The sequence below is a fragment of the Citrobacter youngae genome (assembly GCF_003818115.1).
In the GTDB taxonomy this organism is placed as follows: Bacteria; Pseudomonadota; Gammaproteobacteria; order Enterobacterales; family Enterobacteriaceae; genus Citrobacter; species Citrobacter youngae.
Genome location: NZ_RPOI01000015.1, coordinates 35,263 through 48,124, shown reverse-complemented (window position 1 = coordinate 48,124; position 12,862 = coordinate 35,263). Strand labels below are relative to the sequence as shown.

Here is a 12,862-nt window from a genome sequence, read left to right as displayed (position 1 = left end):
AAGTCAACCCTGCACCAGGCGCAGATGCCCGCGCCGGGCGCTTAATGTCGGGTGGGGATTAATAATCAGATACAAAAAGGGTCGCCAGCTCATAACGCCTCCGTTGCCAGGCTTTATGTAAACTCTGGCAACGTCCTCACCGACTGGCGTTCACCCGGAAGTGGGAACCGTATCTCCCCCACTCATACCACCGAATGAGCGCTTAAGCACCGCTGGCCGGGACCGGCATCTGAGATTTGCGGTTCATCAGAATAAATACCGCCAGGCCCGCCACTAAAATACCCGGCGCAGAAGCTGCCATCACGCCTACCGTTCCGGTGCCGAGCGCTAACATTTTTCCTGCCAGCAACGGACCGCTCATCGCACCCAGACGCCCGACGGCGACAGCGGTACCCACGCCGGTGGCACGGATCTGCGTGCTGTAAAACAGCGGTGCCAGCGCATACAACACGCTTTGCCCCCCGGTGGCAAACATCCCCGCCACAAATCCCGCCATCAGCATGCCGCTCAATGACGATACTGTGCCCAGCGCCAGCAATGATGCCAGCATCCCGGTGTAGATCAAAAGTGACATGACCACCGGACGTAGTTTGTCCATCAACGCCCCGAGGATTAAGGTGCCGCTGGCCGCGCCAATTTGCAGGGCAAACATCACGCCCGCCGCCTGCGAGGGCTGAAAGCCCTGCTCCACCAGCAGCATCGGCAGCCAGTTGATCAGCATATACACCACCAGCAGGGTGAAGAAATAGCACAGCCACAGCAGCAGCGTGGCTGTCGCGGTGGTTGGTGCAAACAGAGCGCGCAGCGGCGCGGCGGCGACCTGCGTTTGTTGGGCATACACCTGCGACTCCGGCAGCCAGCGCATCAATAGCGGCACCAGCAGCAGCGGGATCACCCCACCAACCCAGAACACGGTTTGCCAGGCGGATGCCAGACCGCTAAACCCGAGCGCTGCCGCGAGCGCCGCGCCAATCGGCACACCGCAATACATCAGGCTCACCGCCGTACCGCGAAAACGCGGACCCGCCGCCTCAGAGGTCAGCGCGATCAGGTTCGGCAACGCCGCGCCCAGCCCGACGCCGGTCATCAGACGGGCAAACACCAGCGATGAGAAATCCCAGGATATCGCTGTTGCCAGCGAGAACAGACCGAACAGCGCCACGGAGGCAATAAGAATGCGTTTGCGGCCATAGCGATCGGCCAGCATGCCGCCCACCAGCGCGCCGGGCAGCAGCCCAAGAATGCCCGCGCTGAAGATCCAGCCCATCTGCATTTTATCTAATGCAAACGCATGGGCGATACCGACGGCAGCGATCCCGGCGGCCTGTAAATCCAGCCCTTCCATCAGGGCGACTAAAAAACACAGCCCGACGGTCAACGTCAGACGGGATGAGGATGTGGGGGTACGGGTAGTCATAAGATGTACCTCTGAGGTCACGATGCAGGTGAATCGCGGCTGATACGTTGCCAGCCGCGTAATCATTTTTATTTTCTGTTGCGCAGATCCAGCGCCACGTCGACGATCATATCTTCCTGGCCGCCCACCATCCGGCGTTTGCCCAGTTCAACCAGAATATCTACCGCGCTCAGGCCATAACGCGCCGCAGCCACTTCGCAGTGGCGCAGGAAGCTGGAGTACACTCCGGCATAGCCCAGCGCCAGCGTTTCGCGATCCACCCGCACCGGGCGGTCCTGTAACGGACGGACCAGATCGTCGGCGGCGTCCATCAGCGCATACAGATCGGTGCCGTGCTGCCAGCCAAGCTTATCCGCCGCGGCGATAAACACCTCCAGCGGCGCGTTGCCTGCGCCTGCGCCCATACCGGCCAGGCTGGCATCGATACGATCACAGCCCTCTTCTACCGCAGCAATCGAGTTCGCCACGCCAAGGCTCAGGTTGTGGTGGGCGTGCATCCCGGTTTCTGTTTCCGGCTTCAGCACCGCTTTCAGGGCGCGGAAGCGGTCACGGATATCAGACATGTTCATCGCCCCGCCGGAATCGACCACATAGATACAGGTCGCGCCGTAGTTTTCCATCTGCTTCGCCTGCTGTGCGAGGTTTTCCGGCGTGGTCATATGGCTCATCATCAGAAAGCCGACGGTGTCCATACCTAACTCGCGCGCATACTGAATATGCTGGGCCGACACGTCCGCTTCGGTGCAGTGGGTCGCCACGCGTACGACGCGCGCCCCAGCCTGATATGCATTTTTCAGGTCATGAATCGTGCCGATGCCCGGCAACAGCAGCGTGGCGATCTTAGCGTGCTTGACCACGTCCGCCGCCGCTTCAATCCACTCCAGGTCGCTGTGCGCGCCAAAGCCGTAGTTAAAACTGGAACCCTGCAGACCGTCGCCGTGCGCCACCTCAATGGAATCGACCCGTGCGTCGTCCAACGCTTTGGCAATCTGGCGCACGTTTTCCAGCGAATATTGATGACGAATGGCGTGCATACCGTCGCGCAGGGTCACGTCAGAGATATAGAGTTTTTTACCGTTCATGCTGCTTCTCCTGCCTGACGAGTGAGTGACTGCGCCATCTTCTCAGCGGTCGCCAGCGCACTGGAGGTCATAATATCGAGATTGCCCGCGTAGGCTGGCAGATAGTGCGCCGCGCCTTCCACTTCCAGATAGACGGCGGTTTTCAGCCCGGAGAACTGACCGATACCCGGCAGATTGACCGGTTTATCCTGCGGGATGACTTCAAACTGCACGCGCTGCTTCAGGCGATAGCCCGGTACGTACGCCTGTACCGCCGCCGCCATCTCATTAATCGATGCTTCAACTTCAACCTCAGAGGCCGCTTCGCTCAGCACATACACTGTGTCGCGCATCATCAGCGGCGGCTCGGCCGGGTTAAGGACGATAATCGCTTTACCTTTTGCCGCGCCGCCAACCACTTCAATCGCCTTCGAGGTGGTTTCGGTAAACTCATCGATATTAGCGCGCGTGCCTGGACCCGCAGATTTACTGGCGATCGAGGCGATAATTTCGGCGTAATGGACTTTTGCCACGCGAGAAACTGCCGCCACCATCGGGATAGTCGCCTGCCCGCCGCAGGTCACCATATTAACGTTCTGCTGATCAACGTTGGCCTCCAGATTCACCACCGGCACGCAGTACGGACCGATCGCCGCGGGCGTCAGGTCGATCAGGCGGATGGCTGGTTTAACGGCGCGCAGCGCGGCGTCGTTCTTCACATGCGCGCCTGCGCTGGTGGCATCAAAAACAATGTCGATATCGGCGAATTCCGGCATGGCGATAAGCCCTGTCACCCCTTCATGGGTGGTGGCAACGCCCATGCGTCGGGCACGCGCCAGACCATCAGAATCTGGATCGATACCGACCATCACCGCCATTTCCAGATGCTTCCCGTGACGCAGAATTTTTATCATCAAATCGGTACCGATGTTGCCGGAGCCGATAATGGCGACTTTACGCTTACTCATGACTGACTTCCTCTTGTAACCGCCGCTGAAAAAGTGGCGGCAACTGAACCAATACCGTCGATATGGGCCTCGAAACGATCGCCCGCATTCACCGCCACCATCGGGCCTAACGCTCCGGTGAGAATGATATCTCCGGCACGTAGCGGCTCGCCGAGGCTGGCCATTTTGCGCGCCAGCCAGACGGCGGCGTTGATCGGATGTCCCAGGCATTCGCTGCCGCGCCCGCTGGAAACCTCTTCGTTGTTGCGCGTCATTTTCATCGCGCAGTTTTTCAGATCTAATCCTGCCGGACGCTGTGCCGGGCCGCCGACCACATACACCCCGCAGGAGGCGTTATCCGCCACGGTATCAACAAACTTGATTGACCAGTCACGGATACGGCTGCCGACCACTTCCAGCGCGGGCAGCACCCACTCGATGGCGTTATACAGCTCGTCAAAAGTAGTGTCGGCATTGGGCAGATCGCGGTTCAGCACCAGCGCGATTTCCGCTTCAATACGCGGTTGCAGTACGCGCTCAAACGCAATGGTGTCGTTATCGCCGTAGCACATGTCGGCAAACAGCGTGCCGAAGTCCGGCTGATCGACGCCCAGTTGCTGCTGCACTTTCGGGTGCGTCAGCCCTACTTTGCGCCCGACCACGCGCCGCCCACGCGTCACCTCGTACTGCACGTTGATGCGTTGAATGGCGTAAGCCGCTTCGCCGTTGTCCACGCCGATCAGTTCACGCAGCGGGGCAATGGCTTCCCCTTTTTCCTCCGCCAGACGTAAATCGGCGGCTAACTGCTCAAGATTAAGATTGGTCATGTCCGTTCCTTAAGGGCGTGCGAGGAAATTCAACACCAGCTGATTAAAGGCATCCGCATGTTCCCACTGCGCCCAGTGTCCGCAGTCGCGGTAGATGTGCAGCTCAGAACCGGCAATCCCGGAGAGCAGGCGCAGACCAGCATCCATCGGCACGAAGCGGTCATTGCGTCCCCAGACAATCAGGGTCTGGGCTTTAATTTCCCCCAGGCGCGGGCCGAAGTCCGGGAACTGTTTCGGGTTGGCTTCGAGGCTTTTCACAAAGTTATCCAGGTGATCGCGGCGCGACAGCATATTGTTCAGACGCGCTTCAAACAGCGCCTCAGTGAGATCGCTGGTATCGAAGACAAAGATATCCATCATCAGCTTCAGGTTCTCGATAGTTGGCGCGCGGTACAGCTGATTCAGCCGCTTAATACCTTCGGTCGGCATCGGCGTAAACAGACTCATGCCGCCCGTCCCGCCGCCCATCAGCACCAGCTTGCCCACGCGCTCCGGCCAGCTCAGGGTGAACGCCACGGAACTGTGGCCGCCCATCGAGTTGCCCAGCAGGTGGATTTTCTGAATATCCAGTTGATCGACTACGCTTTTCAGGATGCGGGCGTTGAGATCGGATCGCGAACCGCGGTTAACGATCCCATCGCTTTTACCCCAGCCAGGACAATCCAGCAGGATCACCCGGTATCCGGCCTGTACCAGCGGATCAATATTGCGGCTGAAGTTTGCCCAGCCCGTCGCGCCAGGACCGGAGCCGTGCAGCAGCACGACGGTCTCTTCGCCCTGTCCACAGTCATTGAAATGCACGCGTAGTGTTTCGCCTGCTTCCTGCACCTCCAGAAAACGGCTGGTCGCGGCTTCGGTTTGCGGTTGGTAAGTCATGGTTTTCTCCTGCATATTCAGTTCTGTTTCAGTTCTGTGTGGTGGCGCTGAGGGAGCCGAATCCGGCGATCCACTCCGGGATCGGGCGGTAATAACGGCCTTCGCTGCGCCAGTTGCCAAAGGCAGAAATGGCAGCGAAGGCGGCAACCCAGGTTTTTACTTCGTGCGTTGATTTGCCCGCCATCGCGGACAACTCTTCGTTACTGACCGCGTCCAGCTCCTGCAAACGCCCCTGCTCAAGCAGGCTCATAAAGCGGTTATCCCAGACAGGGTTCAGCGGATGCAGCGTGTTTTGATCGGCCACGAACTTCTCGGCGGCGCTGATCACCCGCTGCTGGCGCAGCTCGCGCTCGTTTTCGGGCAGTTGTTTACCGCTGCCAAGCAGGCGGTCGCGCATATGAGCATCGGCCTTCGCCAGTTCCGGTACCGGCGGCTGATGCGACAGCCCGCCGGAGCCTAAAAACAGTACGCGTTTATTCAATGAGCTGGTGAAACGGCCAATCGCTTCACCGAGCATGCGGGTACGCTGAAAGCCTGGCAGCGGCGTGGCGACGCCGTTAATAAACACCGGCAGCACAGGCACCTTATCCAGACCGCCGAGCAAGAACTCCAGCGGCTGGGCGAAACCATGATCGACCTGCATGTTGTAGGACACGGCGAGATCGATGCCGCTTTTCATCACCGCGTGGGCGCAGGCTTCAGCGAGATCTGTCGGCACCGGCAGTTCCCCCGCCGCGCTGCCGAAATCGCCGATCGCCGTGGCTCCCACGCCTAAACAGAACGGCGGCATCACATCGTAAAAAAAACCGTTGTAGTGATCGGGGGCAAACAGCACCACCAGTTCAGGGTCAAACGCCGCAATGCGCACCCGGGCGCTGGCGATCACGCCGTTGACCTCGTCGAGCACAGCCTGTGCTGGGTCGACATAGCCCACCAGCGGCGAGTGGGAAAGACAGTGAAGATAAGCGTGCATATCAGGCCACCTTTTCAACAGGAATATCGGCAGTAGCGCGGGTAAGCGTCATCACCGACGCCAGTTTATTCAGGGTGCTGCCCAGAGTTTGCCCAATAGCGATGGCGGCCACAAAGCGGTCCGGGCGCATCACCACCAGCGAAGCGTTGTGCTGGGCAAACCACGTGCGCAGGCGGTTTTGCGTATCGCCAATGCGGATAACGCCGTCATAGTTATCCTGCTCGGTATGAATCTGCGTATCCGGCACCACCTGGATAAACCGCGTGCCCAACGCCTGCCACTGTTGGATCTGCGCCTCGCTCATGCCCCACAGCGGGTTACAACCCCAGCCAATCACCGCAAAATTCGGCCCGATGACATTGTCGAGCAGCGTCACTTCACCCGATTCCAGCGTCACCTTCGGCTGGATAAACATCTTGCCGACCGGAGACGTTTTCGCATCGCCTTCACGCACCAGCGCCCCGGAGTGGTACTGCGGCATCGGCTTAAAGCGCATTTCAAGGAAGTAGCGTTTGACCGGCGGAATGTAGTTCAGCAGCCAGGAAACCCCGTCGCGAACCGCACCGTGCCAGCGTTTTGGCGGTGCCAGTACGTTGCCTGCGGTCACCGAGAGATCGATCATTGCTTTGGCGTGGTCGCGGCGTTCCTGCTGGTAGGTATCCAGCAGCGCATCACCAGCTTTGCCCTTAATGACCAGCGCCAGTTTCCACGCCAGGTTGAAGGCATCGCGCATGCCGCTGTTGTACCCCTGCCCCTGCCAGACCGGCATAATGTGCGCCGCGTCGCCGGCCAGCAGCACGCGGTCAATGCGAAAACGTTCGGCCAGACGGGCGTTATGGGTATACACACGCTGGCGGATCAGTTCGACGTTATCCGGGTTCGGCAGCACTTTGCTCAGCAACTGGCGCATATTTTGCGGCTCACTGAGCTGCGCTTCGGTTTCCCCCGGCATCACCATAAATTCGAAACGGCGCACTGCATGCGGCAGCGCGGCGGAGACGTATGGGCGCACCGGATCGCAGCACAGATACACATGCGGTGTGCTGAGCGGATCGTTGGCGATATCCACCACAATCCACTGATTCGGCGCGGTTTTGCCTTCAAATGGCACATTCAGCGACCGTCTGACGTTACTGGCCCCGCCGTCGCAGGCCACCAGCCACTGGGCCTTCACCGTTTCACGTTGACCGTCCGGCGTTTTCAGATTCAGCGTCACTTCGCCGTTTTGCTGGCTGAAGGCCTCCAGTTCGCGGGAGAACAGGCAGCACACGTTGGGAAAACGCGACAGCCCTTCCAGCATCACCGCATCCACCTGTGGTTGAATAAACGCGTTACGGCGCGACCAGCCAAATTCGTCGGTCATCGGCTGGATATCAGCAAAGCAGCGGCCTTTCGGGGTGAGAAAGCGCATCGCGTGCCACGGCGTAGTATGCGGCAGCACGTTTTCGACCAGACCAACGGACTGCATGGTGCGCAGCGCTTCATCGTCAATCCCGATAGCGCGGGGATAGTCGATCAGCGTGTCGAGCTTCTCCACCACCAGCACTTCAATGCCCATCTGGCCCAGATAGTTGGCCATCATCAGCCCAACCGGACCGGCTCCGGCAATCGCGACCTGTACGGTGTGCTGCACAGCGGGTTGGATATCAGGGTTTATTGTTGTCATTTCAAAACCTCACGACTCGGACAAAACGCAATTGCAGACCCTGGCGAGGCGCAATTCATTTTGTTAAAAAGATGTAAACGATTTTTTTATTGTGCGGTCAGTATAGGAGTGAGTTTTTGCGCTACAATCAAAACATGCCTGGATGTGCACTAAGTGCACAACGTTGTTTTACCTGTAGATTTGTCAATAAATATGAAAAATGATGACGGTACTGAATACAAAACCGTACGCGGATTAACGCGCGGATTAATGTTATTAAATATGTTAAACCGGCTCGATGGTGGAGCCAGCGTTGGCCTGCTGGCTGAGCTGAGCGGCCTGCACCGCACTACGGTCAGGCGGCTGCTGGAAACGTTGCAGGATGAGGGTTACGTCCGACGCAGCCTGTCCGATGACAGCTTTCGCTTAACCATCAAGGTCCGTCAGCTTAGCGAGGGATTTCGTGACGAGCAGTGGATTTCTGCGCTGGCCGCCCCGCTGCTGGGGGATTTGCTGCGCGAGGTGATCTGGCCGACCGACGTTTCCACGCTGGATGTGGACGCGATGGTGGTACGTGAAACAACCCACCGCTTCAGCCGCCTGTCGTTTCACCGGGCGATGGTCGGGCGTCGTTTGCCATTGCTGAAAACCGCTTCCGGCCTGACCTGGCTGGCATTTAGCCCGGAGAATGAACGTCAGGAACTGATTGAAATGCTGGCCTCCCGACCAGGAGAAGAGTTCCAACTGGCGCGCGAACCCTTAAAGCTCGACACCATTTTGACCCGGGCGCGTAAAGACGGTTTTGGTCAGAACTATCGCGGCTGGGATCAGGAGGAGAAAATCGCTTCTATCGCCGTCCCCATCCGTAGCGGACAGCGGGTGATCGGCTGCCTGAATCTGGTGTATATGGCCAGCGCCATGACCATCGAACAGGCCGCAGAAAAGCATCTTCCGGCCTTACAAAGGGTGGCGAAACAGATTGAGGACGGCGTCGAGTCGCAGGAGATTTTGGTTGCCGGGAGGTGAAGTGGATCACAGTTATACGCATCATCTGATTAATAGCTGGAATGATTCACTCATCAGCCGATATCACGCGGTGTCATCTTGCTTTAATGATATCTTCATTGCAGAGTGTGCATTCATTTTTTGCCAGGAGGCTGCATGTTAAAGGTCATTGCCGAGGATTTCATCAAACCTGAGTATATTGAAACCGTTCTCCCGTTGTATCGTGAGCTAATATCGGCCACCAGGAAAGAACCGCGCTGCATTGCTTATGACCTCTATATTGATGAAAAAGATCCGGGCCATTTTATTTTCATCGAAGAATGGCCAGACCACGCGGCTCTCGATGAACATTGTGCCAGTGAGCATTTCCGGCGACTTGTGCCGTTAATCGATCAATACACGCGCAAAGAAGCACGTTACACACTGATGAATGACATCATAAATCCAGGGACGCAAAGTCTCTTATGAAGAGGCTTTAATCTTTCTTCCTGTATAAGGATACGCTACTCTCGCAAATGCGTTCGCTGGTAACATGCTTCGGGACATGCAGCCTGATTACGTCATGGAAAGACTTAGGCTAAAATATGATATTTGATTGCAAATCAAAGGATAAAAAGTGAAAAAAACAACTCCAGAATATACGGCTGTTGACTTGTCTCGTTGGCCAAGGAAAGAGCATTTTGAGGTATTTCAGTCTTTTGCTCAAAGTACAATTAACCAAACTGTTCTGTTAGACATTACCGCAGTACTAAAACATATAAAAGAGATTGGCTGGAAATTTTACCCTACTATGATTTCCCTCCTTGCTAAAGTTGTCAACAAGCATACTGAATTCCGTATGGCTATAAAGAACAATGAGCTTGTCATATGGAATGAAATTCATCCAAGCTATACCATTTTCCATAATGAAACTGAGACTTTTTCATCATTATGGAGCCGCTACGATGGCAATATTCATCACTTCCAAAACACTTATTCAGAAGACGTTGCACGCTATTGTAATAATCTTTCTTATTGGCCGAAGGGAGAGTCTCCGGAAAATGTATTTTTTGTATCGGCTATCCCTTGGGTAAGTTTTACCAGTTTTAATATCAACATTGCGAACATGCAGAACTTTTTTGCCCCCATGTTCACACTTGGGAAATACTATGAACAAGATGGGAAAGTAGTGTTACCTCTCGCCGTTCAGGTACATCACTCCGTGTGCGATGGCTTCCATTTAGCACGATTAATCAATGAACTACAGGAAATGAGTCATGACCTACGGCACCATTCAGAGGAACGCAACGTCTGATGCAGCAGACGTTTCTTTATATGGCGTGAGCAGCAAGAATAGTCGCCATGTCCGCAAACAAGAGGAGTCGACATGAACGGTCTGGGAAGAACATAAATTTGGGTTCGCAATGGCAAGGGTAATACTTAAAGCTTTCGCAAAAGTCTGGCCGGATTGCCAGCATACACGCCTTTTACCAGCACGGGCTTTATCACCACACTACCGGCACCAATCACCGCACCACTGCAAATTTCCGTTGTTAAAATTGTGGCTCCACTGCCCACCGTTACTGCGTTACCTAATACAATATTAATCCAGCTTTTTGCAGAAGCGTCAGGACTTCCGCTCTTGAAAAGATCGTTAGCAAAGGTCACACCATGCCCTATAAAGCAGTCCTCGCCTAAGGTAACGTTTTCACAGATGAAAGTATGGGACTGCACTTTAGTTCTGTCGCCTATGACGCATCCCTTTTGTATCTCAACAAATGGCCCGACAAACACATCATGGCCCAACTCGCATTCATAAAGATTCACTGGCATGACTATTGTGACATTTTCACCTTGTTTTACGTCACGAATACCACTTTCAATAATATTCATATCAGCACTGTCCTTACTCAAGATAATACGCTTCAGTATTGAAGACCTGAACTTGCAGGAGCGCCTTTGCCATTTATTATCAGATAGTTTAGGCCAGGAATTTCAATTGATGCGTTTCTTTTGGCGATAGTATTTTTATCTATTCGTTATAATCAACACATCTTATCAGACATGTTGATCATAACAAACTTACAATTTATAAAATCTGCCATAATGACAGATTTCTTTAATTTATAATCAGAGATTTGCAACGTTATGATATACTTTTTGAACATCATCATCATCTTCAAGGGCATCAACAAGTCCTTCAAAGATTTCTAAATCTTCTGGTGAAAGTTCAACTTCTGATTGAGCAATCATTTCTAATTCTGTGGTTGAGAATTCAGTAATCCCAGCTGCTTTGAGGGCTGCAATTCCTTTATGAAGATCTGTAGATTCAGTATAAATAATGATGTTGCCTTCTTCTTCGGTAACATCACGTACATCCACTTCAGCATCAAGTAAAATTTCAAAAATACGGTCAGGGTCTGTTCCCGCAAATACAATCACGCCAGTATTGTCAAACATATAGCTGACAGCACCCGCCGCGCCAATATTCCCGCCTTTTTTATTGAAGATTGAGCGAATATTAGCAATCGTGCGGTTAACGTTTGAAGTCAGGGTTTCAGCGATAATCATGGAACCACTTGGACCAAAGCCTTCATAACGCCCTTGCATGAACGTTTCGTCGCTGCCACCTTTGGCTTTATCAATAGCTTTATCAATAACGTGCTTTGGAACCTGGGCTTGTTTCGCACGTTCAATAACGAATTTTAAAGCTGTGTTTAATTCTGGGTCTGGTTCACCTTGTTTAGCCGCAGCATAGATTTCCACACCGAATTTGGAATATACTTTAGACGTTGCACCGTCTTTAGCCGTTTTTTTACCAACAATATTGGCCCATTTACGTCCCACTGGAATAGTCTCCTCGAAAATTTATTTACATGACAGGCAGCTTAATAAGCTGCCTGTTTTTCCCGCCATATTATATCACTATATGTAAATTCTCGTCTATGAGAAATAAAAACATCCAAACCTTACGGAGTGTTACTTTAATTTCATCAATAATTAACATTATGGATAAGTTACTACATTACTTTCTGCTGATTTTTCTATTTTTATTTTTAACACTGGCGCAGCAGCAATAATAGATAAGACAAGAGAATCAAAAGTAATAACCCCGGCAAAGTACCACTTTCACTTCTTATATAAAACGTTCACATCTGCTTCTGACACAAAGCAGCTTTTGCGCCCATATACCTACCCGATCTGACTGAATGCAAAAAAAACCGAAACCCTGCTTTTGAAAAGAGCAGCGTTTCGGCATTCATTCACTCTGAAGGACGTCAGACTTTCAGCAGCTTCACCGTCTCGTCGATGTCGATTTCATCTTCCGAGAAGATCAGCGTCGTGCCCTGGAAGGTAGTGATCGCCAGCTTTTTCAGTGTGCGCATTTCGCCAGGCTTCACGTCTGATTTCGGTCGTATGCTGTTCATCAGCACGCCGACAGACAGCACCGCGTTTTCTTTGTCGATACGGGTTTCAACCGGCACTTCTTCGCTGTACACCAGGTATGACTTGATCGCCGTGAGCTTCAGGCGCTCGCCCGCGATATAGATGTACTTGCTGTCGGGTATGACTTTCACCGCATAGGCAGACAGGCCTTTGTTGTTGGTGGTGGGTTCAAAAGTCACCGCCGCGTCTTTCTTGATCAGCTCAGGATTAGCAACCTTAATCACATGAAAATAGCGGTTGTCGCCGTTTTCATCTTTGATAAATCCAAAGCCTTTATCTTTAAACCACGTTGTGATTGTTCCGTTCATTGCTGTTTCCGCCTGATTAAACCGAATACTCGTAGAGTATACCTACTCAATTTGCGCGCAGTGTAAAACACAGGCCCCGTCTTTGGCTACTCGTTACCCCAGCGATTGAGGAACTCCGCAATGTCATCAATACGCTGTGCGTCGACGCCGGCGACAGTTGCCATCTCCTGCTGCGCGTCTTCGCTGATTTCTTCGTTGTTCATCAAACGGGTGATCAGCTGCTGGAAGTAGTGCGCCAGCGCATCGCGTTCGGCATCGTTCACCGGCTTTGCAGCCTCAGTCGCGTACTCATCAGCGATATCATAATATTTTAGCGGAATGTCGTTGTTCATCAGGTGCTCCGGGGTAAATGCGTGTGCCAGCAGTTGCCTGCCGCG

The 12,862-nt window shown here is 53.7% G+C and carries 14 protein-coding genes; 3 read left to right on the top strand and 11 right to left on the bottom strand.

Annotated features, from left to right (window positions below):
- Positions 1-202 precede the first annotated feature (202 nt).
- The 7 genes from mhpT to EHN13_RS12355 form a co-directional block, all read right to left on the bottom strand.
- On the bottom strand, positions 203-1,417 hold the full coding sequence (mhpT, locus tag EHN13_RS12385; protein WP_101742739.1) for a 3-(3-hydroxy-phenyl)propionate transporter MhpT: 1,215 nt from the start codon (positions 1,415-1,417) through the stop codon (positions 203-205).
- 68 nt (positions 1,418-1,485) lie between these two features.
- Positions 1,486-2,499: a 4-hydroxy-2-oxovalerate aldolase gene (gene mhpE, locus EHN13_RS12380; protein ID WP_115600878.1), complete on the bottom strand. Its 1,014-nt coding sequence runs from the start codon at positions 2,497-2,499 to the stop codon at positions 1,486-1,488.
- Positions 2,496-3,446: an acetaldehyde dehydrogenase gene (mhpF, locus tag EHN13_RS12375; RefSeq protein ID WP_003838629.1), complete on the bottom strand. Its 951-nt coding sequence runs from the start codon at positions 3,444-3,446 to the stop codon at positions 2,496-2,498. Before mhpF ends, mhpE begins: the two co-directional genes overlap by 4 nt.
- Positions 3,443-4,252 carry a 2-keto-4-pentenoate hydratase gene (gene mhpD / locus EHN13_RS12370; protein ID WP_101742697.1) on the bottom strand — a complete coding sequence of 270 codons (810 nt, stop codon included), beginning with the start codon at positions 4,250-4,252 and terminating at the stop codon, positions 3,443-3,445. The genes mhpF and mhpD overlap by 4 nt, the downstream gene beginning before the upstream one ends.
- 9 nt (positions 4,253-4,261) lie before the next feature.
- Positions 4,262-5,128, bottom strand: a complete 867-nt coding sequence (mhpC, locus tag EHN13_RS12365; RefSeq protein ID WP_048212488.1) for a 2-hydroxy-6-oxonona-2,4-dienedioate hydrolase — start codon at positions 5,126-5,128, stop codon at positions 4,262-4,264.
- 28 nt (positions 5,129-5,156) lie between these two features.
- A complete protein-coding gene (gene mhpB, locus EHN13_RS12360; RefSeq protein ID WP_124021475.1) occupies positions 5,157-6,101 on the bottom strand; it encodes a 2,3-dihydroxyphenylpropionate/2,3-dihydroxicinnamic acid 1,2-dioxygenase in 945 nt (314 codons plus the stop codon).
- A gap of 1 nt (position 6,102) precedes the next feature.
- Entirely contained in the window at positions 6,103-7,767 is a 1,665-nt protein-coding gene (locus tag EHN13_RS12355) for a bifunctional 3-(3-hydroxy-phenyl)propionate/3-hydroxycinnamic acid hydroxylase (protein ID WP_124021474.1), read from the bottom strand.
- A gap of 192 nt (positions 7,768-7,959) precedes the next feature.
- On the opposite strand from EHN13_RS12355, the gene EHN13_RS12350 reads away from it, so the two are divergent.
- From EHN13_RS12350 to catA, 3 genes are all read left to right on the top strand, one after another.
- Positions 7,960-8,772, top strand: coding sequence for a DNA-binding transcriptional regulator (locus EHN13_RS12350; protein ID WP_124021473.1), 813 nt, complete (start codon positions 7,960-7,962; stop codon positions 8,770-8,772).
- Positions 8,773-8,907: 135 nt separating this feature from the next.
- On the top strand, positions 8,908-9,219 hold the full coding sequence (locus EHN13_RS12345) for a putative quinol monooxygenase (protein ID WP_061067382.1): 312 nt from the start codon (positions 8,908-8,910) through the stop codon (positions 9,217-9,219).
- A gap of 148 nt (positions 9,220-9,367) precedes the next feature.
- Positions 9,368-10,045 (top strand): type A chloramphenicol O-acetyltransferase, encoded by a 678-nt coding sequence (gene catA, locus EHN13_RS12340; RefSeq protein WP_048212492.1) that lies wholly within the window; start codon positions 9,368-9,370, stop codon positions 10,043-10,045.
- Positions 10,046-10,170: 125 nt separating this feature from the next.
- Here the strand turns inward: catA and EHN13_RS12335 are convergent, their stop codons facing one another.
- The 4 genes from EHN13_RS12335 to EHN13_RS12320 all read right to left on the bottom strand — a co-directional run bounded on the left by EHN13_RS12335 (position 10,171) and on the right by EHN13_RS12320 (position 12,817).
- Positions 10,171-10,623 (bottom strand): acyltransferase, encoded by a 453-nt coding sequence (locus EHN13_RS12335; protein ID WP_048212493.1) that lies wholly within the window; start codon positions 10,621-10,623, stop codon positions 10,171-10,173.
- Positions 10,624-10,860: 237 nt separating this feature from the next.
- Positions 10,861-11,577: a YebC/PmpR family DNA-binding transcriptional regulator gene (locus EHN13_RS12330; RefSeq protein WP_048212494.1), complete on the bottom strand. Its 717-nt coding sequence runs from the start codon at positions 11,575-11,577 to the stop codon at positions 10,861-10,863.
- A gap of 431 nt (positions 11,578-12,008) precedes the next feature.
- Positions 12,009-12,485 (bottom strand): cold-shock protein, encoded by a 477-nt coding sequence (locus EHN13_RS12325; RefSeq protein WP_048212495.1) that lies wholly within the window; start codon positions 12,483-12,485, stop codon positions 12,009-12,011.
- Positions 12,486-12,571: 86 nt separating this feature from the next.
- Entirely contained in the window at positions 12,572-12,817 is a 246-nt protein-coding gene (locus EHN13_RS12320) for a YmjA family protein (protein ID WP_048212496.1), read from the bottom strand.
- Positions 12,818-12,862 lie beyond the last annotated feature (45 nt).

What these genes read in the sequence shown, in the direction of transcription:
- EHN13_RS12325 (WP_048212495.1), bottom strand. Translation starts at nt 12,485, where the DNA reads ATGAACGGAACAATCACAACGTGGTTTAAAGATAAAGGCTTTGGATTT.
- EHN13_RS12335 (WP_048212493.1), bottom strand. Translation starts at nt 10,623, where the DNA reads ATGAATATTATTGAAAGTGGTATTCGTGACGTAAAACAAGGTGAAAAT.
- mhpB (WP_124021475.1), bottom strand. Translation starts at nt 6,101, where the DNA reads ATGCACGCTTATCTTCACTGTCTTTCCCACTCGCCGCTGGTGGGCTAT.
- mhpE (WP_115600878.1), bottom strand. Translation starts at nt 2,499, where the DNA reads ATGAACGGTAAAAAACTCTATATCTCTGACGTGACCCTGCGCGACGGT.
- mhpD (WP_101742697.1), bottom strand. Translation starts at nt 4,252, where the DNA reads ATGACCAATCTTAATCTTGAGCAGTTAGCCGCCGATTTACGTCTGGCG.
- mhpT (WP_101742739.1), bottom strand. Translation starts at nt 1,417, where the DNA reads ATGACTACCCGTACCCCCACATCCTCATCCCGTCTGACGTTGACCGTC.
- mhpC (WP_048212488.1), bottom strand. Translation starts at nt 5,128, where the DNA reads ATGACTTACCAACCGCAAACCGAAGCCGCGACCAGCCGTTTTCTGGAG.
- EHN13_RS12320 (WP_048212496.1), bottom strand. Translation starts at nt 12,817, where the DNA reads ATGAACAACGACATTCCGCTAAAATATTATGATATCGCTGATGAGTAC.
- EHN13_RS12345 (WP_061067382.1), top strand. Translation starts at nt 8,908, where the DNA reads ATGTTAAAGGTCATTGCCGAGGATTTCATCAAACCTGAGTATATTGAA.
- mhpF (WP_003838629.1), bottom strand. Translation starts at nt 3,446, where the DNA reads ATGAGTAAGCGTAAAGTCGCCATTATCGGCTCCGGCAACATCGGTACC.
- EHN13_RS12355 (WP_124021474.1), bottom strand. Translation starts at nt 7,767, where the DNA reads ATGACAACAATAAACCCTGATATCCAACCCGCTGTGCAGCACACCGTA.
- EHN13_RS12350 (WP_124021473.1), top strand. Translation starts at nt 7,960, where the DNA reads ATGAAAAATGATGACGGTACTGAATACAAAACCGTACGCGGATTAACG.